This is a genomic window from Bifidobacterium sp. LH_558 (genome assembly GCF_056356295.1).
Window position 1 is genome coordinate 78,486 of the sequence record NZ_JBKETZ010000003.1, and the last position, 23,102, is coordinate 101,587.

The following is a 23,102-nucleotide window of genomic DNA, read 5'->3' on the forward strand; positions in this document are numbered from 1 at the left end:
CCTTCATTGTTGTTTTGGGCAGAGCCCTAGGGTTCTGCGGTTCTTTGGGTAAAGCTTTTATAGGGTAGCGCCGGCTTGAGTCATTTATGTTACGTGTCCATATACCGAATATCGGAAAAAGTCAATACCCATTTTGGGGATTCACGAAAGACCAAGCAACACCCTCTTTTCCGTCATTCTGAGCGGAGCGGTGGCGTGGTTTAGTCGAGCAGGTCGAAAAGCTGTTCGATGATGGTGTCGTTGAGCAGTCGGCCCCGAAGCGTGGGGATGATGCGGCCGTCCGCCACGCTGACCAGTCCGGCTTGGCGCAGTGCGTCGAACCGGACTGGTGCGATCGCATGTCCAGCCGCACGTTCGACATCGGCGATGGCCAATCCTTCGCGCAGACGCACGCCCAGCATAATCACCTCTTCGAGATGCTCACGGGCTGATATGGCTTCGTGGCCGGCCCACGGCACCTTGCCGTCATTGATGGATTGCCCCCACAGTTTCGGATGCGCGATGTCCCACGCGCGCATGTCGCCGTCGCCGCCCGCATAGTGGCTGTGCGCGCCCGGCCCAAGCCCGGCCCAATCGACATTGCGCCAATAGCCGAGGTTGTGGCGGCTTTCGAAACCCTGACGAGCCCAGTTCGACACCTCATACCATTGCAGTCCGGCTGCGGAGAGCAGTTCGTCGGCGATTTCGTATTTCGCAGCCTCGTCATCGTCATCGGGTTTGGGCAGAAGCCCCGCGGCGATCTGACGACCCATCTTGGTGGTCGGCTCCACGGTGAGCGCGTAGGCGGAGATATGGTCCACACCCAAATCGATGGCCGTGCGCACGGATTCCCGCCAATCGTCGAGGCTCTCCCCCGGCGCGCCGTAGATCAGGTCGACGCTGGCGCGCAGTCCGGCACGCTCGGCCGCGCGTACTCCGGCTTCGACGTTGGCGGGCGTATGCGTGCGGTCCAAAGTGGCCAGCACATGCGGCACCGCCGACTGCATGCCGAAGGAGATGCGGGTGAATCCGCCGTCAGCCAACGCCTTGATATAGTCGGCGTCCACGGTGTCGGGATTGGCTTCCGTGGTGATTTCCGCGCCGGATTCCACGCCCCAGATCTCGCGAATCGCGTCCAGCAAGGTAATCAGATCGGCCGCGGGCAGAATGGTGGGTGTGCCTCCGCCGAAGAACACGGTGCTTGCCGCAGGCTTGTCGATGCCGTGCTCGAGCTGCCAGTCGCGCACCAGACGCATCTCGCGCTCCACCATGGCCGCGTAATTGCCGCGCGAAGCACCCGCGCCCAGATCAACCGCCGTATACGTGTTGAAATCGCAGTAGCCGCAGCGCCTTAGGCAAAACGGCACATGCACATACACTCCGTAGGTCAAACTCAGCCTTCGGTTTTTTGGGCGGCGCGGATCTTGTCTTTGGTGTCGCGGTCGTTGCCGGAATCGCCGGTGGACAGGGCGGCGATGAACGCCTCCTGCGGCACTTCCACATGTCCGAGCATCTTCATGCGCTTCTTGCCGGCCTTCTGCTTCTCAAGCAGCTTGCGCTTACGGGTGATGTCGCCGCCGTAGCACTTGGCGAGCACGTCCTTGCGCAGGGCGCGGATGTTCTCGCGCGCGATGATGCGCGAGCCGATCGCGGCCTGAATCGGAATCTCGAACTGCTGGCGGGGAATGAGCTCGCGCAGCTTCTTCGTCATCATCACGCCGTAGCTGTACGCCTTGTCGCGATGCACGATGGCGCTGAACGCGTCCACCTTCTCTCCCTGGATGAGAATGTCCACCTTGACGAGGTCGGCGCTCTGCTCGCCGTCCTCATGGTAGTCGAGCGAGGCGTAGCCCTTGGTACGGCTTTTCAGCTGGTCGAAGAAGTCGAACACGATTTCGGCCAGCGGCATGCGGTAGTGCATCTCCACACGATCGGTGGAGATGTATTCCATCGTGCCCATGATGCCGCGGTTCTCCTGGCACAGGTCCATCACCGCGCCGATGAATTCCTTGGGCGTGATGATGTCGGCCGCCACCATCGGCTCGACGATGCGCTTGATCTTGCCGTCGGGGAACTCGCTCGGATTGGTCACGTGGAATTCGGTGCCATCCTCCGCGGTCACCTCGTAGGTCACGTTCGGCGCGGTCTGGATCAGATCGAGGCCGAATTCGCGGCTTAACCGTTCGGAGACGATCTCCATATGCAGCAGTCCCAGGAAGCCGCAGCGGAATCCGAATCCCAACGCCACGGAGGTCTCCGGCGTGTAGACGAGCGCCGCATCGTTGAGCTTGAGCTTGTCAAGCGCGTCACGCAGTTCGGGGAACTGCGCGTTGTCGATCGGGAACAGACCGGAGTACACCATCGGCTTGGGATCGCGATAGCCGTCCAGCGGCTCGGTGGCGGGCTTGATCGCGGAGGTGATCGTGTCGCCCACCTTCGATTGGCTCACGTCCTTCGCGCCGGTGATCACATAGCCGACCTCGCCCGCGCCCAACGCCTTGGTGGGGGTCATGTCGGGGCTGATCACGCCGATTTCGATGGGGTCGTGCGTCATGCCGATGCCCATCATGTGCAGCTTCTCGCGACTACGCAGCTCGCCGTCGACCATACGCAGGTAGGTGACGATGCCGCGGTAGGAGTCGTAGACCGAATCGAAGATCAGCGCACGGGCCGGCGCGTCCGGATCGCCGTTCGGAGCGGGCACGTCCATGACGATCTGATCGAGCAGATCGGAGACGCCTTCGCCGGTTTTGCCGGAGACGCGCAGCACGTCGCTCGGCTCGCATCCGATCAGTCCGGCGATCTCCTCGGCGTGTTTGTCGGGTTCGGCGCTCGGCAGATCGATTTTGTTGAGCACCGGAATAATGGCCAGATCATGGTCGATGGCCATATACAGGTTGCTCAGGGTCTGCGCTTCGATGCCCTGCGTGGCGTCGACGAGCAGCACCGCGCCCTCGCATGCGGCCAATGCGCGCGACACCTCATAGGTGAAATCCACATGGCCGGGGGTGTCGATCATGCCCAGCGTGTATTCGACGCCGTCGAAGGTCCACGGCACACGCACGGCCTGCGATTTGATGGTGATGCCGCGCTCCTGCTCGATATCCATACGGTCGAGGAAGCGGTCGCGCATCTCGCGTTCGGGCACGATGCCGCTCAGCTGCAGAATACGATCCGCCACAGTGGACTTGCCATGGTCGATATGCGCGATGATGCAGAAGTTGCGAATCACCGATTGATCCGTGAACCCCGGCTGGTTATGCTGATCGGCCACCGAACACTCCTTCATTCCTGACGCAAGACAAACTCAACCTATAGTAGCGAATTCCCTCGCCAGCCGTCGCTTCGTCGCCTTCCGCGCGTGTGTGCGACGTCTTCGCGAGGTACGATGGATCAGTTCATGTGCGTGTCGCGGCCGAATGTGTGAGATTATCCGGCTCGCGTGCTATCATCTCAGTTTTGTATGTCCTTATAGCAAACGTCGTTTGGAGTTACATTGGCAAACATCAAGTCGCAGAAGAAGCGCGTCCTGACCAACGAGAAGGCGCACAAGCGCAATGTGGCCGTGAAGTCCGGCCTCAAGACCGCCATCCGCGCCACCCGCGAGGCCATCGCCGCCGGCGATAAGGCCGCCGCTGAGGCCGCTTACAAGGTCGCCGCTCAGAAGCTCGACAAGGCCGCCGGCGCTGGCGTGATTCACAAGAACCAGGCCGCCAACCGCAAGTCCGGTCTCGCCGTCGCGATCAACGCGCTGTGAGCTGACTGACAAGAGGGCCGCATCCCGTTGGGGTGCGGCCCTCTTCGTATTCAGAGCGTTTTCTTGTCGTCCTGAGCGGAGCGTCTACAGATACACATGCCGGCGCTCGACCGCTCCCGGCACCGTGAGATTGAACTTGACCGACAGCAGTCGCATAACCACCACCACAGCGACGATCACCAGCTCCAGAGCCATCTCCCATTCAAGGTTGATCCAGCCCGCGTTCAGCGCCTTGCACACGAAAACGGTCAGCAGGCACCCCACCGCCGACGGCACCGCATACCAGTGCTTGTCGCGGATCACCATCGGAACCTCATTGATGAGCATGTCGCGCACCAATCCACCACCCAATGCGGTGAACATACCCATGAACGCGGCGGTCATGCCGGAGGATCCCAATCCCATGGCCTTGGCCGTGCCGTTCACAGCGAACAGGGCGACGGCCAGCGCATCGATGGTCAGCATCGACCATTTGAGTTTGTCGACCTCCGGATGGATCACCGCCACCGCGACGCCGGAGGCCAACGCAGTGAGCACGAAGCCTTTGTCGGTGATGCCCACCGGCGGCACGTCGAGCATCACATCGCGGATGATGCCGCCGCCCAACGCGGTGAGCCAAGCGGTGATGACAATGGCGAACAGATCATAGTCCTTGCGCACGGCCGATAATCCACCCACCATGCCGCAACAGAAGATGGCCACATATTCGATGCCCAATATAAACGCATTGCTTTCCAGCGCCACTTCCATCGCAGATCTCCTTTTCGCCGCCCCTCAATATAACAAAACCTCTACGCTCCCTTGAACCAGGCGCGCCGCACCCCGACTCCCCCATATGGCGCTTAGTCTCAAGTCAGGCCAGTCCGCGTCAATCCACAAAAAAGAGGGCCTCCGTTCGCACGGAAGCCCTCGATACATTAGGCGTGGTCAGCCGAGTCAGCAGACCTTCCACATCCAGTTGTGCGGATCCTCGATCTCGCCAAGCTGGATGCCAAGCAGTTCGTTGCGCAGCACCACGGTCAGCTCGCCGGATTCGCCGCCGGCCACGGTCACGTCGAACTTGTCGGACTTGAAGCGGCCGATCGGGGTGATGATGGCGGCGGTGCCGCAGGCGAACACCTCGGTCACCTCGCCGGACTTGATGTCCTCGAGCAGCTGCTCCAGCGGGATCATCGTCTCGACCACATCGCGGCCGTGGTCCTGCATGAGCTGGATCAGGGAGCGGCGGGTCACGCCGGGCAGGATGTTGCCGGTCAGCGACGGGGTTTCCACATGGCCGTCCTTGTGGACGATCATCATGTTCATGCCGCCCAGCTCCTCAAGGTAGGTCTTGGTGGCGGCGTCCACGAAGCACACCTGCTCGCAGCCGTTCTCGATGCCCTTGTATTCGCCGAGCAGGGAGGCGGCGTAGTTGCCGCCGCACTTGGCGAAGCCGGTGCCGCCGGGGCCGGTGCGGAACCACTTATCCTCGACCCAGATGCTCACGGGCTTGACGCCGCCCGGGAAGTACGGGCCGGAGGGGCTGGCGATCACGCAATAGTCCACCTCATGGGGAGCTCGCACGCCGAGGAAGGGTTCGGAGGCGAACATGAACGGACGCAGGTACAGCGTGTACTCGCGGCGGGAGGGCACCCAGTTCACATCCTGCTTGACCAGCGCGGCGCAGGAGCCGAGGAAGTCGTCGATTGGCAGTTCAGGCAGATACATGCGCTTGGCGGAGTTCTGGAAGCGTTCGGCGTTCGCGTCCGGGCGGAACAGCCAGGTGGAACCGTCGGCGTGACGGTAGGCCTTGAGACCTTCGAAGCATTCCTGCGCGTAGTGGAGCACAGATGCGCCCGGGTCCATCTTCAGCGGCGCATACGGCTCGATGCGGCGGTCGGACCAGCCTTCACCCTTGGTCCAGCTCATGTGGGCCATGCTGTCGGAGAAGAGCTGTCCGAAGGCGGGCTTGTCGATGAGTTCGGCGCGCTTGGCGTCGGAGGCGGGATTGTCGTTGGGCAGGACGGTGAACGCTTCGGCGAGTTTGTCGAGAGCAGCCGGATCGTGATGCGTGTTTTCAGTCATAGTCACTTCTTCTTAGAAATGTACGGCCGCGGGGCGGCGTATTCATGGTGTGCGCCCGTGATGCTTGTGGCATGGGGCCTGCACTTTACTTTTCCACACCGGTGGCGTCCGTGCGGCAAGGGGTTCACATGGTGAAAACCCTGCCGCCGAACGCAAAGGACCCATGACTTGCCGTCATGGGTCCGGATGCTGTCAGCCGATGGTCGCGGGATCAGGTCCCGCCATCATCACTCGGCGGCCGGAGCTTCGGCCGCGGCGGAGGCGTCTTCCGGCACGGTGACGGAGACGACGGGCTCCTCGAGGTCATCCATGTCGAGCTCGACGCCCTCGGGCAGGACGACGTCCTTGAGCAGAACCTTGGAACCGTCGGTCAGGCCGTCGACGTTCACGACGATCTTCTCGGGCAGGTTGGCCACGTCGGCGCGCACCTTGAGCTCCTGCATGTCGACGAACGCGACGGCGGCACCCTTCGGCGTGCCTTCAACGAACACCGGCACCTCGACGTCGATCTTGTCGCCGGCCTTGACCTCGTAGAAGTCGACGTGCTCGACGATGCGCTTGACGGGGTTGCGCTGCACATCCTTGACGACGGCCATCTTGGTTTCGCCGTCGAAGTTCAGGGTGAACAGGGCGTTGTTGTGACGCAGCGCCAGGGTGGTCTCCTTCATCGGGAGCTGGATGAACTCGGGATCGGCGCCGCCGGCGTAGATGGTGGCGGGGATGAGCTTGGCGACGCGCATGCGGCGGGCGACGCCCTTGCCGAACTCGGTACGCTTGGCACCTTCGAGGGTGATGGTAACAGCCATGATGACTCCTTGAATCGTTTCGTACGTTTCGCCCGGGCGCATCGACGCGCCGAAGGAACACACTCAAGGAGTGAATCGAACGCCGAGTCGATAACGGAAGTCTGCCGTGCAGCTTCCCTCGCCAAAGCAACAGGCTCCAAGTATAGTCCGGGCGTGGACAATGCCTTTCGACGCGCGTTCCTGTCGGGCTTGCCCGCTTCCGCCGGTTAGTATGGTGAGCAGCATCCCTCAACGAACCGAGGTTCTCATGAAACAGTCATCCATGGGCGTCGCAGGCAAGGTCGCGCTGGGAGCGGGCGTGTCCGCGTTGGCCGCCGCCGGGGCGTTGTTCGCCGTGTCGCGCTATCTGTTCAATTTCGCCGTGGACACGAAATTTCCTAGGTCGATGATCGCACGGTTGCGCAACGAAACGGTGCCAAACGCGAATCTTGAAGGCTTATGCTTCGATGCTGATGAGGAGGCTCAGGCCGATGACTGGTTCGTGCAATCCCGTCAGCCGGTCTCCATCCGCAGCCATGACGGATACGCGTTGCGTGGTTGGCTGCTCGATCCTGACTGCGCCTCCCCCGCCGCGCATCGTTATGCGATCTGTTGCCATGGGTACAGCGGAGGCCCCGAACAGATGGCCAAATACGCACGCCGTTTCGCGAGAATGGGATTCACGGTGCTGGTTCCGGCCTCACGCGGCCATGAGCCGAGCGAGGGCCGCTATGTTGGCATGGGATGGTTGGAACGGCTCGATCTGATGCGCTGGATCGACTTGATTGTGGAAAGCGATCCGCAGGCGCGGATTCTGCTTTTCGGTCTGTCCATGGGCGCTTCGACCGTGATGATGACGGTCGGAGAGCGCGCCCTGCCGCGCAATGTGGTCGCGGCGATCGAGGATTGCGGGTACACGTGCGTGCGCGACGAGTTCATCGCGCAGGCCAGAAGCATGTACCGTATGCCGCGGTGGATGGCGGCTCTTGTCGTGGACGTGACCGGGTTGATCGCCAAGCGCCGCGCCGGATACGGATTCCGTGAGGCATCCTGCGTCGAGTCGCTGCGGCATACGACGATTCCGATGATGTTCATCCACGGCGGCGCGGACGACTTCGTCCCGGCGTCGTTCCTGGAACGTAACTATGAGGCGTGCGCCAGCATCGACCGTGAGAAACTGCTGATTCCCTCCGCCGTTCACGCGATGAGCTCCTGCACCGACCCAGAACGCTATTGGCGCAGGGTCGGCGCATTCGTACGCCGCACATTCGATGCCTGACACGCGCTTCACCCGCTATGAGAAAGAGGCTCCCCTGAGGGGAGCCTCTTTTGATGTCGTTCCGCAATGCGATCAATTCCTTGACGGCTGCGATGACGGCTTGTAGCCCCGACTTCGCGTCGCCGAACAGCATCTGCGAGTTGTCCTTGAAGTACAGCTCGTTTTCGATGCCGGCGTAGCCCTTGCCGCGGCCGCGCTTCATGACGACGACGTTCTGAGCCATGTCGACGTCGAGGATCGGCATGCCGGAGACCGGGGTGCCGGGGCGACGGGCGGCCGGGTTGGTCACGTCGTTCGCGCCGACGACGAGCGCCACGTTGGCGGTCGGGAACTGCGGGTTGATGTCGTCGAGGTCGACGAGCTCCTCGTAGGGCACGTTGGCTTCGGCGAGCAGCACGTTCATGTGGCCGGGCATACGGCCGGCGACCGGGTGGATGGCGTAGGAGACTTCGACGCCGTGGCCCTTGAGCAGTTCGCCGAGGTCGGCGAGCTCGCGCTGGGCCTGCGCCTGGGCCAGGCCGAAGCCGGGCACGAAGATGACCTTCTCCGCGTAGACGAGCTGGACGGCCACGTCATCGGCGGTGGTTTCCTTCATGGTGCCTTCGGGGCCTTCGGCGTCACCGGCGGCCGAGGAGCCGCCGCCGAAGCCGCCGGCGAGGACGGACAGCAGCGGACGGTTCATGGCCTGGGCCATGAGGATGGAGAGGGTCACGCCGGCGGAGCCGACGAGCGCGCCGGCCACGATCAGCGCCACGTTGTCGATGGCGAGACCGGACATGGCCACGGCGGTGCCGGTGCAGGCGTTGAGCACGGAGATCACGACGGGCATGTCGGCGCCGCCAATCGGGATGACGAACACGAGGCCGTAGCAGAGGGCGAACACGGTGGCCAGCACGCTCCACAGCAGACGCTGCTCGGGCTGCACGCACAGCATCACGAAGGCGATGAGGGTGAGCGCGATGAAGGCCACGTTCCACACGCCCTTGGCGGGCAGGGTGAGCTTGCGCATGAACTTGAGGCCCTGCAGCTTGCCGGCGGCGACCAGCGAGCCAGTGAAGGTGACGGAACCGATCACCACGCCGAGGCCGGCGGTGATGAGCACGACGATGTCTGGCGTTTCGGCCTTGGTGAGGATGTCGTTGAGCGCGACAAGGGCCGCTGCGCCGCCGCCCACCGTGTTGAACACGGAGACGAGCTGCGGCATGTCGGTCATCTTCACCTTCTTGGCGGAGACCACACCGGCGATCGCGCCGATGGCGATGCCCACGACGAGGATCACCACAGCCACGGTGGAGATGAATCCCTTGGCGAACAGCACGATGAAGGCCATCAGCACGGCCACGACCATGCCGAAAGCGGAGATCATATTGCCCTTGCGCGCGGTCTTCGGCGAGTTCATGTAGTGCAGGCCGACCACGAACATGACGGCGGAGAACAGATAGACGAACCAGGCGACGATGTCGATGGCTCCGATGGTTTCAGTTGCCATGGCTTACTTCTCCCCCTTCTTCTCGTTCTTATTGGACTTGAACATCTCGAGCATGCGGTCGGTGACCACATAGCCGCCGACCACGTTCATCGTGCCCAGCACGGCGGCCAGGAAGATGAACACGTAGGCGAGCGGCGAATTGGCTTCGGCCGCGACGATGACGACGCCGACGATGACGATGCCGTGGATCGAGTTCGCGCCGGACATCAGCGGGGTGTGCAGGGTGGCGGGCACCTTGCCGATCACCTCGATGCCGATGAGCAGGGCGAGGACGAACAGGGTGATGGAAACGACAAGAGTGGGCATGGTTTACTCCTCTTCCTTCTTGGCGGCCGGAGCTTCGACGCGGCCGGCCACGACCAGCGCGTCGTCAAGCTCTTCGGACAGGTCCTGGGCCAGCTTGCCGTCGCGCACGAAGTGGGCGAGCACGTCGGCCACGTTGCGGCTGAGCAGGTTGGAGGCCGTGGTGGCGACGCCGGAGGCCAGATACGGAGCGCCGATGATCTTGACGCCGCCGTCGGTGATCTGCTCGCCGATCACGGAACCCTCGACGTTGCCGCCGAGGTCGGAGGCGGCGCAGTCGACGATCACGGCACCGCGGTGCAGTCCGTCGACACCGGCCTTGGTGAGCAGCACCGGGGGCTTGCGGCCCGGCACCTTGGCGGTGGTGATGACGATGTCGAAGCCGGCGGCCTTCTCATCGACCGCGGCCTGCTGGGCGGCCTGCTCCTCGGCGGTGAGCGCGCGGGCGTAGCCACCCTCGCCCTGACCGGCGGAGAAATCGAGTCCCAGATCGAGGAACTTCGCGCCCAGCGACTCGACCTCGCCCTTGGAGGCGGGACGCACGTCGTACGCGGTGACGACCGCGCCGAGACGCTTGAGCGTGCCGATGGCCTGCAGGCCGGCGATGCCGGCGCCGAGCACCAGCGCCTTGGCCGGACGAATCGTGCCGGCGGCGGTGGTCATCATCGGCAGGAAGGAGCCGTAGGCGTCGGCGGCTGCGATGGCGGCCTTATAGCCCATAACGGAGTTCTGCGAGGTCATCTCGTCCATCGACTGCGCGGAGGAAAGCTGGCGCGGCAGCTTTTCGATGGCGACGCCGACCAGACCGGCGTTCTCGAGCGAGGCGACATAATCGGCGTCGGTGAACGAGCCGAGCATGCCGATGATCCACGTGCCGGCCTTGACCTTGGCCAGCGTTTCGGCGGACGGACGGTCGACGAAGCCGAGCGCGTCGGCGCCGGCGATCACCTCATCGCGGGAGGCGACCTTCGCGCCCGCGTTCGCATAATCCTCGTCCGTGTACTGTGCGGCAGCGCCCGCGCCGCTTTCGATCAGGCAGGAGACGCCGCTCTTGCCCAGCCGGGTGACGATGTCGGGCGTCAACGCGACGCGCGACTCGATATCCGACGTCTCGTTCAGAACGCCGAAAGTCACCGTGGCTTTCTGGGTTTCAGCCATGAGAGCCCTTTCTTCTTTCGAAACCATGTCATAACACGTCGTCACATAGGGGAAGCGTGTTCGTAACAGGTCATGGTGTACAGCCGAACAGTGTAACCCACGGGGGCGAGGTAGGTCCGGGCCGTTTCGCCAAATGAGAACCCTCCGTTTTGTGCGTTCGTCCAAATGATGCGCGAATCCTTACGGTAGCGTAAGGTGACGTGTCGCGATTTGATGACTAAACTGGCGGTTTTGAGAACCTTTACGGTTATAGAGAACGCCTTTCAAGGAGCATCACGTGTCCATTATTTCCTCAGTCAAGCAGCAGACCGCGAATCTGACGCGTATGGCGCTGCGATTGGGCGCAGACTTCGTGCATCCGGTCAGCGATGATTCGGGTGACCGTCCTGACTACGCCGCCGGCTCGGATTTCGCCGCCACCAGTCAGGTCTCGCTCCCCTACAGCGCCGAATGGGGGCCGGGATTCCCCTCCGTCACCGATATCGACCCGGTGAGCAAGCTGCTGACCACCCGCACGGAAGGCAACCCGCCGCTGGACGAGGGCATGTCCATCTATGACATCTACGCCGACCGCGCCGAACGTATGGGTGATGAACCGCTCTACACCTTCAAGAGCGGCGACCAGTGGAACACCGTGACGGCCAACGAGTTCCTCGCCGAAGTACGCGCCGTGGCCAAGGGCCTGCTCCACTATGGCCTGAAGAAGGGCGACGCGGTGGCGTTCATGTGCCGCACCTCCTATGAATGGGATCTGACCGACGCGGCGATCATGGCCTGCGGCGGCGTGCTCGCAACCATCTACGACACCGATTCGGCCGAGCAGATCCGCAATATCGTCAACAATTCCGACGCACGCCTGCTCATCGTCGAAACCACCGACATGCGCGACGAAGCCGACGGTCTGGTGGAGGAATGCCCGTCGCTGGAACGCGTTATCACCATCGAAACCGGTGGACTGGATGAGATCAAGGCCTACGGTGCCTCCGTCAGCGACGAGGAACTCGACGCGCGCATCGACTCCGTGAAGAAGACGGACCTATGCTCGATCGTCTACACCTCCGGCTCCACGGCCGCGCCGAAGGGCGTGGAGATGACGCATGAGCACTACTGCACCACCGCGTTGAATCTGCCGAACTACATGCCCGAGCTGCTGCACGACAAAAACCATTCCGTGCTGCTGTTCCTGCCGCAGGCGCATTCCTTCGCCCGCGCGATCAACTACATCGTGGTGGCGTCCGAACTGCATATCTATATCGCGCAGGGCATCAAGACGCTGATCTCCGACCTGCAGGTGGCTAAGCCGACCGTGATGATTGTGGTGCCCCGCGTGCTGGAGAAGGTGTACAACGCCGCCTCGCAGAAGGCCGGGCACGGCGCGAAGGGCGTGGCGTTCGCCGCCGCCGTGGTCGCCGCGCAGAACTATATGGCCGAGCTGGGCGAGGGCAAGGTGCGTGCGCTCACCCGCACCCGCCGCGCCGCCTTCGACCCGGTGGTCTACAAGGCGCTGCGCGACGTGCTCGGCGGCCGCGCCAAGTGGATCGTCGCCGGCGGCGCCCCGCTCGATCCGGAACTGCTCGCCTTCTTCCGCGGCGCCAACGTTCCGGTGTACGAGGGCTATGGCCTGACCGAGACGACCGCCCCCTGCGCCTTCACGCCGCTGGGCACGCCGTACCATCCCGGTTCCGTGGGCGTGGCGTTCCCCGGCTTCAGCGTGCGCATCGCCGAGGACGACGAGATCCAGGTCAAGGGCACGGCCGTGTTCCCGCGCTACCACAAGAACGAGGAAGCCACCGAAAGCTCCTTCACCGAGGACGGATGGTACGCCACCGGCGATCTGGGCCGCCTCGACAACGACGGATTCCTCTACATCACCGGCCGTAAGAAGGACCTCATCATCACCGCAGGCGGCAAGAACGTCTCCCCCGGCCCGATTGAAGAGGTGATCCAGCGCTGCTCCTTCGTCTCGCAGGCGCTGGTGCTCGGCGACAAGCGCCCGTTCATCTCCGCACTGGTGACCTTGGATGAGGAGTCGCTGCGCCCGTGGCTGGAATCCAAGGGACTCGACAAGACTATGTCGCTGGAGGACGCCGCGAACAACGCGGCCGTGCGCGCCGAAGTGCAGAAGTATGTGGATCAGGCGAACGACGGCGTCTCCCGAGCCGAATCCGTGCGCAAGTTCATCGTGCTGCCCGAGGAGTTCAGCCAGGAGAACGGCCTGATGACCGCCTCCATGAAGGTGATCCGTCCGAAGGTGATCAAGCATTACGCCACGCTGCTCAACACGCAGATGTACACCACCAAGAAGAAGTAACCGTTTCCGGTTCAACACCGTATGAGTGGCGCTCCGACAGACCGTTCCGTCGGAGCGCCACTCATATTTTCCGTCATACGCTATCTTCCTCGCCATCGGACGGTTCTGCGTGAATAATGTCGCGCAGTATCGCAAGGAAAGCCTCGGCTTGGCGCGACAGCGTCTGGTTCTTCTTCCACGCCAAACTCACGCGTACGGGATTTTCGGGAGAGACGGGCAAGAACACCAGTCCGCTCCCCTCTTCGGCATGCGCGACGCTGGCGGGGCAAAGCATCGCTCCGATTCCTTCACGCACCAGATATCCGGCGTTATGCGCAAGATTCATCGTACCGACCACATGAAGGCCCTCGGTTAGGTGCCGTCTCTGGACCAACGCATCATTACGGCTGATCGCACCTTTAGGCACAACAGCGGGCAAACCTTTGAGGTCCCCCATACCGACGCTTTTCCGCCCCGCCAAGGGGTGGTCTTCGCGCACCACCAGACCTAAGAGGTCGCGACCGGGAACATCAAGATAGTCAAAGCCGCTCATATCCACCGGTTGCGCCAGCAGTCCGAAGTCGGTCAGACCGTTATTGAGTCGTTCGATGATGTCATCGCTGTAGGCGTCCTGCAAGTGCACCATCACACCGGGATGGCGTTCACGCAAAGCGACGACCGCTTTGGCGATGACTCGCATCGCGCTGGTCTGCGCCGCACAGATGTGCAGATCGCCTTCGACCGTCTCGCTGGTTGCGATCTCCGCCTCGGCTCTGTCCGCAAGCACGATGATCTCACAAGCACGCCGGTAGAGCATGCGCCCCTCGCGGGTAAGTTCCAATGCGCGCCCGCGATTGCCTCGAGCGAACAGCCTCGCTCCCAGCTCGTTCTCAAGTTCGCCGATTTTGCGCGACAACGTGGGCTGGCTGACACGCAATATATCGGCGGCCGCGGTAATGCCCTCCTCCTGCACGACCGTGACGAAATAACGCAATGCACGTATTTCCACGTTTGCCCTCCACTCATCCTCACATACGTGATGCCACCACACAGATTGTATGGCAGAAATCGCCGCACGCCGACCGTATCCACTCTTCCAAACGGCGGAAGCGAAAAGGCGGCACCCGACGATATCGGGCGCCGCCTGCAATGCAATGGGATGATACGTTGTTTACTGTTCGCCGTTGGCCTCAGGCGCTGCCGCCTGCTTGCCGCCGGACTTGTACAGTTCGGGATGCGTCTTGGCATGCTTGGTGCGACGAACCATCATCACGACCAATCCAATCGCCAGTACGGCTGCCACGGCGTCTCCGACACCCAGCCAGATTTTCCACGGCGAGGTCTTGTAGGTGATGACCGTTCCGGGGGCAATGCCGTTCATGGTGCGGCTGTTGACGATGGCATAGCTCATGTTCTTGACCGCACGGCGGATGGTGCTCACACCCGTGGCCGAGGAATTATCCTCGATCAGCGAAGTGAACGCGGTTCCCCACGCCATCCAGCTATCGGTGCCGGAACGCAACGCCTGATCGACGCTGTTCGAGCCGGCGTTCATCACCATGTCGGAGATCAGGAATCCGTTGAATCCCCATTCGTCTCGCAACAGTTCGGTGTTGAGCGCGTAGCTCGCGCCGCCCCAAGTGGTGCCGATGTAGTTCATGCACCCCATTACGGCGGTGGCGCCGCGCATTGTTTTGGAGACGGTCTGCTTGTCGCCGTTCACATAGTTCACGGTCATCATCGCGTTCTTGATCGCCATCTCGAATGGCTTGAGGTAGATTTCACGCATGGCCTGCTCGTTGGCCCAAGTGGCCACACGGCTACGGTCGTTGTCGTACATCTCTTGGTCGTTGAGAGCGAAATGCTTGATCGTGGTGATGAGGCCCTGTGCTGAGGCACCGGTGACCTCGCTGGCGAGCATGGATCCGGACAGCACAGGATCCTCCGAGAAGTATTCGAAGTTGCGTCCGGAGAAGGGCGAACGGTGAATGTTCGCAGCAGGCGCATACCACGAATTCACTCCCGCGGCGGCTGCTTCCTGACCAACGCTGTCACCCATCTCGTAGGCGAGGTCGCGATTGAACGTAGCAGCGATGATCGGTTCGGTCGGATACGCAGTGTATTCGGTGGCATCGGTGATGGAACCGACGATGCCCTGCGGACCGTCGAAGTCCACCGTCGAGGGCTTGCTGATCGAGCCGATTTGAGCGGTCTGGTCATAAGATGCGGCCAAGGCCACGTACAGGCTGGACTCATTCAAATCGAGCTGATCGAGTAGTTCGTCCCACAGCGGATCGTTGTAGTCCACGCCGCGCAGATCGGACAAGGTCAGGTCGTTGTCGGCGTTGGTGGTGGGCATGTCCTCGGTGTAGACCTTGCTTTCCTCGGTGTTGCCGAGCGTGGTATCGGTGTCGAGGTCCATCTGCTCCAGCGTCATGGTACCGTCTTCCGCGGTGCTGTAATAGAAGCCTTCAGGAATCTCGGCCATCTCCTCTTCGGTCGGGAAAGTAGCGGTGTTGCTCAGTGCACCGTTGGCGCGCGTAAGCTGATCCGTGTTCTCCATATGATCGGAGAGTTCTTGGAACAGGTTGGTCGCGGCGACGAAGTCCTCGCCGCTGGCAGGTTCTCCGGTCGGATTGCCGTCTTCATCGAGCGCGGACTGCGCATCGATGTCGGATTGACGCGGATTGTCGTTGTCGTACCAGATGGTCTCAGGCACGTTCATAGTCACGGAATCGTACTCGTCGTGCGCGGTCTCATTGATGCTCAACGCGTAGTCGCCGGCCTCAAGCAGATAGGCGCCCACGGTGCCGTCCGAGTTCTCATGGGTGTAGCTGTAGGAGGCGAGGTCTTCCTTGTCGATGTCGATGACGATGGTTTCTGATTCGCCCGGCGCGATGTCATCGGTCTTCTCGAAGGCGATGAGATTGACCGTGGATTTTTCGATGCCGTTTTCGGCGTCGAATTCGGTGTACGGCGGGTTGTAGTACGCCTGCACCACATCCTTGCCGGCGCGAGTGCCGTTGTTGGTCACGCGCACGGTGAGGCTCACGCTATCGTCGGTCTCTTCGGTGGAAACGATTGTCTGATCGAAGTCGGTGCCGTAGCTCAGGCCGTAGCCGAAAGGCATCTGAACGGCATCGTCGTAGGTGCGACCGCTTTCGCCATTGACGGTGAAGTCTCCGCCGGTGTCGTCCACGGTTTCGTAATAGCGGTATCCAACGTAGATGTTCTCCTCATATTCGATGAAGTTCATCTCGGTGGGGTCTCCCACCGGATTCGGGTAGCCGCCCTGCAGCAGATAGAGGTCGGTGTATTCGGCGTTGCCGAAGTTCGACATGCTCGGATCGGCCATGATATCGGTCATCCACGTGTCGACGGTCTTGCCGGACGGGTTCACATCACCGCACAGAATCTCGGCCAGGGCTTTGAATCCTTGTCCACCGGGGCCGCCGATCCATACGATCGCATCGGCGGACAGCTCGCCACCGTCCTCCATAAGATCGGCGACCTCCATGACGTTGGACGTGTCAAGCACCACCACAACCTTGTCGCAGTTCGCCTTGGCGAAACGCAGCGTGGTCTTCTCATCCTCGCTAAGCGCCAGCTGGTGCGGCGTGCCGTCGGCGTATCCCGTGCCATCGACCTGACTACCGGGCACGTCGGCGTTCACGTCGCGGCCTTCGCCACCGGAACGACCGATGAACACGATGCCGGTGGTGCCATGGGCGGAGTCCTCGAGTCCGGTGTAGATGCTGGGATCATATTCGATAATCTTCTCGGTCGCCCCTTCGAATCCGCTTTGCTCATCAGGATTCTGATAGCCTTCTGCATCCAATCCACGGGCGGTTGCCGATTCCATGGCATCCTCAACCTGTTCGTTGACGGAGAAGTATTCGCCGAGCGCGCTTTGCGCGGTGTAGATGCGCGAGGATGATGTGTTCACGCTACCGGAACCGGTACCTCCGTAAATCGGACTGATGTAGCGGTATCCAAATGGCGTGACCGCGGAATCCTTCGCCAGCGGCAGGGTATCGTTGTTGTTCTTCATCAGCACGATGCCCTCTTCGGCGATGGCTAGTGCCGTCTGGTCGGTGTGTTCGTCGAGGTTCTCGACGGGATCCTCATAGTATGAGGCGTTCACATCAGACATCTCCGAATCGACACTGACCACTTGGGCGCCTCGTCCGAGGAATATCTCCATGGACAGCGAGAAGAAATTCATCGCGATGGTGGCGGCAAGCGCCAGCACCACAATGACCGCCACGATGGCGCTCCAAATGGTGTTGAATCGGCGTGGACTCATTTTGAGTTTCGGATTCGAACTCATCTCAATTCTCCTTGTATGTTGCGGAATGCCGCTTCGTCGTCGGCGCTCGTGCTTTTATAGTCGCGAAACTGTCCCACGCAAACCAATTCGAATTTCGTACGTGTAATACATTCACAAACTGAATGCATTACATATGAATGCTTCGCAATCCCTTATGACACAAGGAGAGATGATGTCTGACTCCCATCTGAACAGAAAGGAACACTGCCGGTCATCGCCGACAACCTGTCGTTTTCGGCGCATAATCTGTCAACCGTTTTGCGGCGGTCTTCAGTGTGTTGTTTCTTAATCACGCCCTAGAGCGAGGGCTCGGATGCGGTCGAGGAACTTCAAATGGCGATTGAAGAAATTGATGAAGGTTCCCACGACCAGCGCGGAGACGATAGTGCCGAGTCCCACGCCGTTGAGGCGGCCGAAGAAGACGAACGACAACGCGACCGCGATGATGATCAGAGCGAGATCGAATATGATTTTCGCCGTGCCGTATTTCGCTTTGGTGACGATCGACAGCGCGTACACGGCGCCCTCGCCGGGAACCATGACCAGATTCGGCGCGACCTCGAGACTGATGCCGAATCCCAGCACGATGCAACCGACGACCACGCATACCAGGCGTTCCCACAGCTGGGTCGGGTTGAGGAACGAGAGCATCAGCATACCCACCTCAAGCATGCCGCTGAAGATCACATTGACCACGACCTGCATGAACTGCGAGGGCTTGAACTGGCCGCGCAGCAGAATCATCTGCATAACAATGAACGCCAGATTCATAACGAAGGTCGTCACACCGAAACTCACCGCCGGATATTGCAGACTGAGCACATACGGCACGCTTGATATCTGCGAGGTGCCGAGATTGCTTTTGGTGATGAGCGCGACGCCGAACGCGTTGATGACGACTCCCGCGACGAACAGCAGCATGCGTGGAACGATGTTATTCGTGGTATTCCTCCTTCTTCAAACAATTCGGCCCGTTGCACCATCGCGCAGCGGGCCGAGCCATCGGTCATCTTAAGAAGAGGTCTGAATAACGGCACGCCGTTTCACTCCGACCGATAGGTCTCAGAGCAGTTAAGAGAGTTTGGTGTGTCGGGCTTTGCGAAGTAGGTCGTGTAAAACGATTGATTCTCAAGTTTGGTGTGGAAAATCGTCGCCGCATCGTCATCCGAACACACCAAACTCGCACCGACCATGGAGTAACCTCGTATGAGCTCTCGTAAAACACGTAAGATGCGTGGAAGCGACCATGCCGGATGGACGGTATGAGAAAAAGAGGTGTGTATATGACCGATATCGTGCAAGGCGCGGATACGACGAAGAAACCCGCTCTGGGTGCGCGCGAACGCATGCTGCTCACCTTTACGTTCTTCTCGATGTTCTTCGGCGCGGGCAATCTCATCTTCCCTCCGTTTCTCGGCGCGCAGGCCGGGTCTCGCACCATGGTGGCGACGGTCGGATTCATCGTCTCCGCCGTGGGACTGCCGGTGTTGGGCGTGATGGCGGTTTCCGCCGCCGGAGGTTTTGAACACCTCGCCGAACGCGTCTCCCCCGGCTTCGCCAAAGGATTAGGCGTGGCGATTATGCTCACCATCGGCCCATGCTTCGCGATTCCCCGCACCGCCACCACATCCTTTGAAATGGCCGTGGTGCCTTTCGCCGGCGAGACGCCCAAATGGCTTACCCAACTGGCGTACTCCTTCGTGTTCTTCGCGGTCGCGTTGCTGCTCTCGCGCAATCCGGAACGGCTTTCGAAAGTCCTCGGCCGATTCATGGGGCCGCTGCTGCTGGTGCTGATTGCCCTGCTGTTTGCCGCATGCGTGATGGGATTCCAAGGCGAAACGGCCGCGCCGATGGGCGATTACGCCGACGGTCAGCTGGCTCGGGGCTTTTTGGACGGCTATCAGACGATGGATCTTTTGGCCGCGTTGTATTTCGGTATTGTGATCTCCGCTAACGTCAGGCAGATGGGTGTGGATTCCGGCCCGCAGGTGCGGCGCGAAACCGGATACGCGGGTCTCGGCACCGGCGTGCTGCTGATTGTGATCTACAGTGCGCTGTCGTTCGTCGGCGTAGTGTCCGGCTCACTGGCCGCGATTGATCCGAAATCGGATACGGGCGCGACCGTGCTTACGAATCTCACCAGTGCGATGTTCGGCCCCTTCGGCACGGCGTTTCTGGGTGTCGTGTTCGTCATCGCCTGCCTGAACGTGTGCACCGGACTGATCTGCACGTGCAGTTCGTATTTCCAAAGCCGCTTCCCCACCGTCGCCGGTCATCACGTCAGCTATCGGGTGTGGACGTTGGCGTTCACCGTATTCAGTTTCGTCGTCTCGAATGCGGGACTGAGTATGATCATCAAGGTGTCGGTGCCGGTGCTGTCCGCCCTGTATCCGATCGCCATCGTATTGGTCGCGCTTTCGCTCGCCCATAACGTGTTCTCCGCCCGGTTCCCGCGCGTCTATTTCTGGACCGTGCTGTTCACGGGAGTCGCGGCAGGTTTGCGCTGCATCGCCAGTCTCGCCGAGGTATTCGGGATTTCGATTCATTGGCTGGACCAGATGCTGTCATGGCTGCCGCTCAGCCAATTCACTCTCGGCTGGGTCGTCCCGGCCCTCATCGGCCTCGTCATCGGCATGGCAGACAGCCTGCTGCGTCGTTGCTGAGGCGAGCGCGTCAACGAGGAGATCCTTTGGCGGCGCCACACCTCAGGCCGAGACTGGCTCCAGAGACGATAGAGGTATGGCACGCGCCAGAGGATTCAGAACATCACGTCTCGCGCAGTGAGGCTTTGCTAACGTTCGAGCACGGAACGGCGGCGGCTCACCGGCAGAGCAACCACCACGATGAGCAGCGCCAGGCCGACCACACCAATCACCAGCAGCGGGGCGCTGCCTGAGTTCCATGCGTCGTGGCCGTTATAGACGATGGCGCGCACGCCGTCGCCGATGAAACGCTGCGGCACCCACGGGTAAATCCAGTCCTGCCAGAATTCGGGCAGCATCTCATAGGGGAACATGCCCGAGGGCAGGCCAAACGCCAGTGTCAACGCGCCGCATACCGCACCTAACGGCAACGAGATGTCGAACAGCGCCAGCGAAACGAGCATCACACACAGGCTCGCCATCCACATGAACGGAATCGCAGCGGCGGGCATCCAATCGCCGGAGACGACCGCGGAGATGCAGTCCACCGCCAAGGATGCGGCCAATGAGACGGCGAGCGCAAGCGCGAGCTGTGCACCGATGCGTTTGGTGCACTCGAACCGGTTATCGGCACAGGAGACCCTCATCGCCAGCGAAACGAGCATGGCACCGACGAAGCTCATGATGAACAGCGGCGCGATCGCCATGTTCTGGGTCATCATGGTGCCGATCGCCAGTCCGGAGGATGAGGACGACGCGGCGTTGCCTTCATGCACGGTTTCAGTTTCGACATTCGCGCCCGTCTGTTCGAGCACGCTGGGCAGCGCCTGGGACAGCAGGCTTGCGGCCACTGGGCTTTTGCCGTTGTCGATGATCACGCGCAGCGTCGGCGCGGATGACTCATCATCGGGGTTGAGCTGGGCTTGCATCTGTTGCGCGCTGAAGTCCTTAGGAATCACCACAGCGGCATAGTACTCGTTGTTTTCGATGGCTTTGTCCAGCTCGGCTTCGCTATCCAGCCGTGTCCACACCATCGTCGCGGAATCGTCGTTGTTCGACACCAGCTGTTCGGCCATTGCCTCACCCGCGTTGACGCTCGCCTGCGGAGTCTCGATGCCCTCGTCCAACGAGACGATGGCGACCGGTAGGCCTTTGACTTCCAGATGCATCATCGGGTAGAAAATCGCCATCATCATGCACATCACACCCAATACCACCGCGAACGGCATCGCGAACCGCCGTATCGCCTCAATGCCGCGTTTGTTTCGCTGCTCCATGGAGCCGCCTCTCTTTCCTTGTGATTTCCGTATGGTCGTTATCTGATTCAGCTGAAACCAAAAGGAGATAATATTAGAGAGACATTCTAATTAAAACGGAATCATTGAGCAGTGTCCTCTAGTTTTCGAGCCGACCACGCCACTCAAAGGAGCTCATATGCCACGACCAAGAAAAGACTCCGGACAGCCTTCGGCACAGGAGCGTATGGAGCAAGCGTTCTGGACGCTACTCGAATGCCGCCCATACGCTCAAATCTCCATGAAGGAAATCACTCGTCTCGCCGCGGTGAACCACAACACCTTCTACTACCACTACAGCGGATTGGACGAACTGGCCGAAAGCGCGCTGCAGCATACCATTCCGCATGAACTCGTCGCCGCCGTACTACGGGGTCTTACCGGCTCCGACGAAGCGCTCACCCGTCTCGCCGACAACCCGACGCTCAGCAGCCATCTGGATCATCTGTGCCATGCAACCGGCGAACACGGTTCGCCCAAAATGCGCGCGATGGTGAAAAACACCATACGTCAGACTTGGTTTGATGTCCTCGACATCGACCCGCAGGCCATGGGTCCGAACTCGCAGATCGCCGTCGAAGCGGCGCTCGGCGTATTCATGGCGCTATTCTCCTACCGAGCCGCGCATACCACCGATATGACGTTGGTGGAATTGCTGCGCACGGATTCGGCCAGCCAATTGCGCACCATGCTGCCCGATTTGGTCGTATCAGCGCTGGTCGAGGACGGAGCGATATCGGTCGACCACAGTCGAAAGCTCAGAAGCCGAGCTTTTCCAGCTGCTTCGGATCCGACTGCCAGCCCTTGGCCACTTTGACGTGCAGGTCGAGGCGCGCCTTCTGCCCGACGATGCGGTTGACGGGCGTGCGCAGCTTCTTCTTGACCGCCGTAAGGTTCGAGGCTCCCTTGCCGATGATGATCGGCTTCTGCGAGTCGCGCTCCACATACACCGACACGCTCACCAGGGCCTTGCCGTCGTAGGCCACGCCCGTCTCGTTGTCTTCGGGATAGTCGATGGAATCGACGACCACGGCCAGCGAATGTGGCAGCTCGTCATCCAGCGTTTCCAGGAACGCGCCGCGAATCAGTTCTGCTATGGTGTCTTCGGGACGCTCCTCGCTGATCTGGTCGTCCGGATACATCTGGGGGCCTTCGGGCGTGTGATCGATCAGCACGTTGCGCACCTCGAGCAGGTTGTCGTCCTTCAGAGCGCTGACCGGCACGATGTCCGCGAAGTCGGCGAACTCGTTGATTTCAATGAGTTTGGAGACCAGCTGGTCGCGGCTGAGCGTATCGATTTTGGTGACGATGGCGATCAGCGGCACGCGCCATTTGAAGGTGCCGTCCTCGCGTTTGACGGCGAAGTCGGTGCGCAGACGCGACAGGATGCGCTTGTCGCCGGGGCCGATCTGCTGGTCGCCGGGCAGGAGGAACGCCACCACGTCCACGTCGGACAGGGATTCGTCGACGATGTCGTTAAGGCGCTGGCCGAGCAGCGTGCGCGGGCGATGGATGCCGGGGGTGTCCACCAGCACGAGCTGCGCATGATCGGTGGTCAGAATGCCTCGGATCGCCTTGCGCGTGGTCTCGGGGCGAGACGATGCGATGGCGATCTGCTTGCCGATCAACGCATTGATCAGCGTGGACTTGCCCACGTTCGGGCGGCCAACCACCGCCACGAATCCGGATCGGTAGACTTCCTCGCCCTGCACCGATTCGTTGTCGGTCATA

17 protein-coding genes and 1 pseudogene are annotated in these 23,102 nt (G+C 61.2%); 5 read left to right on the plus strand and 13 right to left on the minus strand.

All coding sequences use genetic code 11. The features are described from left to right. Nucleotides 1-200: 200 nt before the first annotated feature. Both hemW and lepA read right to left on the minus strand, forming a co-directional pair. Nucleotides 201-1,370, minus strand: a complete 1,170-nt coding sequence (hemW, locus tag AC1AV0_RS05145; RefSeq protein WP_476571772.1) for a radical SAM family heme chaperone HemW — start codon at nt 1,368-1,370, stop codon at nt 201-203. Nucleotides 1,371-1,372: 2 nt separating this feature from the next. Then, on the minus strand, nt 1,373-3,253 hold the full coding sequence (gene lepA, locus AC1AV0_RS05150; RefSeq protein WP_476571774.1) for a translation elongation factor 4: 1,881 nt from the start codon (nt 3,251-3,253) through the stop codon (nt 1,373-1,375). Nucleotides 3,254-3,475: 222 nt separating this feature from the next. Between lepA and rpsT the strand changes: the two genes are divergently transcribed. Further along, the gene (rpsT, locus tag AC1AV0_RS05155) at nt 3,476-3,736 is read left to right on the plus strand and encodes a 30S ribosomal protein S20 (RefSeq protein ID WP_072726661.1); all 261 of its coding nucleotides are present in this window, start codon (nt 3,476-3,478) and stop codon (nt 3,734-3,736) included. 84 nt (nt 3,737-3,820) lie between these two features. Here rpsT and AC1AV0_RS05160 read toward each other — a convergent pair whose 3' ends face one another. From AC1AV0_RS05160 to AC1AV0_RS05170, 3 genes are all read right to left on the minus strand, one after another. Then, nucleotides 3,821-4,486: a trimeric intracellular cation channel family protein gene (locus AC1AV0_RS05160; protein ID WP_476571776.1), complete on the minus strand. Its 666-nt coding sequence runs from the start codon at nt 4,484-4,486 to the stop codon at nt 3,821-3,823. A 186-nt stretch (nt 4,487-4,672) separates the two neighbouring features. Further along, nucleotides 4,673-5,800: a branched-chain amino acid aminotransferase gene (locus tag AC1AV0_RS05165; RefSeq protein WP_476571778.1), complete on the minus strand. Its 1,128-nt coding sequence runs from the start codon at nt 5,798-5,800 to the stop codon at nt 4,673-4,675. 227 nt (nt 5,801-6,027) lie between these two features. Beyond that, the gene (locus AC1AV0_RS05170) at nt 6,028-6,606 is read right to left on the minus strand and encodes a 50S ribosomal protein L25/general stress protein Ctc (protein WP_476571780.1); all 579 of its coding nucleotides are present in this window, start codon (nt 6,604-6,606) and stop codon (nt 6,028-6,030) included. 247 nt (nt 6,607-6,853) lie between these two features. Here AC1AV0_RS05170 and AC1AV0_RS05175 point away from each other — a divergent pair, with 247 nt between their 5' ends. Continuing rightward, nucleotides 6,854-7,864, plus strand: a complete 1,011-nt coding sequence (locus AC1AV0_RS05175) for an alpha/beta hydrolase (protein ID WP_476571782.1) — start codon at nt 6,854-6,856, stop codon at nt 7,862-7,864. 67 nt (nt 7,865-7,931) lie between these two features. Here the strand turns inward: AC1AV0_RS05175 and AC1AV0_RS05180 are convergent. From AC1AV0_RS05180 to AC1AV0_RS05190, 3 genes and pseudogenes are all read right to left on the minus strand, one after another. Beyond that, nucleotides 7,932-9,353: pseudogene (locus AC1AV0_RS05180) on the minus strand (NAD(P)(+) transhydrogenase (Re/Si-specific) subunit beta); the annotation flags it as partial. Nucleotides 9,354-9,356: 3 nt separating this feature from the next. Continuing rightward, the gene (locus AC1AV0_RS05185; protein WP_072726667.1) at nt 9,357-9,659 is read right to left on the minus strand and encodes an NAD(P) transhydrogenase subunit alpha part 2; all 303 of its coding nucleotides are present in this window, start codon (nt 9,657-9,659) and stop codon (nt 9,357-9,359) included. Nucleotides 9,660-9,662: 3 nt separating this feature from the next. Continuing rightward, nucleotides 9,663-10,814 (minus strand): Rossmann-fold NAD(P)-binding domain-containing protein, encoded by a 1,152-nt coding sequence (locus tag AC1AV0_RS05190; RefSeq protein WP_476571783.1) that lies wholly within the window; start codon nt 10,812-10,814, stop codon nt 9,663-9,665. 277 nt (nt 10,815-11,091) lie between these two features. Between AC1AV0_RS05190 and AC1AV0_RS05195 the strand changes: the two genes are divergently transcribed. Further along, nucleotides 11,092-13,125, plus strand: coding sequence for an AMP-dependent synthetase/ligase (locus tag AC1AV0_RS05195; protein ID WP_476571784.1), 2,034 nt, complete (start codon nt 11,092-11,094; stop codon nt 13,123-13,125). Between the two features lie 73 nt (nt 13,126-13,198). On the opposite strand, the gene AC1AV0_RS05200 is transcribed toward AC1AV0_RS05195, so the two are convergent. The 3 genes from AC1AV0_RS05200 to AC1AV0_RS05210 form a co-directional block, all read right to left on the minus strand. After that, a complete protein-coding gene (locus tag AC1AV0_RS05200) occupies nt 13,199-14,113 on the minus strand; it encodes a LysR family transcriptional regulator (protein WP_476571785.1) in 915 nt (304 codons plus the stop codon). A gap of 162 nt (nt 14,114-14,275) precedes the next feature. Next, nucleotides 14,276-17,434, minus strand: a complete 3,159-nt coding sequence (locus tag AC1AV0_RS05205; RefSeq protein WP_476571786.1) for a glycoside hydrolase family 3 protein — start codon at nt 17,432-17,434, stop codon at nt 14,276-14,278. A 285-nt stretch (nt 17,435-17,719) separates the two neighbouring features. Next, entirely contained in the window at nt 17,720-18,355 is a 636-nt protein-coding gene (locus AC1AV0_RS05210) for a YczE/YyaS/YitT family protein (protein WP_476571787.1), read from the minus strand. A gap of 362 nt (nt 18,356-18,717) precedes the next feature. Between AC1AV0_RS05210 and brnQ the strand changes: the two genes are divergently transcribed. After that, complete coding sequence (brnQ, locus tag AC1AV0_RS05215) at nt 18,718-20,097, plus strand: branched-chain amino acid transport system II carrier protein (RefSeq protein ID WP_476571788.1); 1,380 nt, start codon at nt 18,718-18,720, stop codon at nt 20,095-20,097. A 128-nt stretch (nt 20,098-20,225) separates the two neighbouring features. On the opposite strand, the gene AC1AV0_RS05220 is transcribed toward brnQ, so the two are convergent. Then, the gene (locus tag AC1AV0_RS05220) at nt 20,226-21,353 is read right to left on the minus strand and encodes a YhgE/Pip domain-containing protein (RefSeq protein ID WP_476571790.1); all 1,128 of its coding nucleotides are present in this window, start codon (nt 21,351-21,353) and stop codon (nt 20,226-20,228) included. Nucleotides 21,354-21,510: 157 nt separating this feature from the next. Between AC1AV0_RS05220 and AC1AV0_RS05225 the strand changes: the two genes are divergently transcribed. Beyond that, entirely contained in the window at nt 21,511-22,188 is a 678-nt protein-coding gene (locus AC1AV0_RS05225) for a TetR/AcrR family transcriptional regulator (protein ID WP_476571792.1), read from the plus strand. On the opposite strand, the gene era is transcribed toward AC1AV0_RS05225, so the two are convergent. Next, complete coding sequence (gene era / locus AC1AV0_RS05230) at nt 22,130-23,101, minus strand: GTPase Era (RefSeq protein ID WP_476571794.1); 972 nt, start codon at nt 23,099-23,101, stop codon at nt 22,130-22,132. The genes AC1AV0_RS05225 and era overlap by 59 nt on opposite strands. Between the last annotated feature and the right edge of the window lies 1 nt (nt 23,102).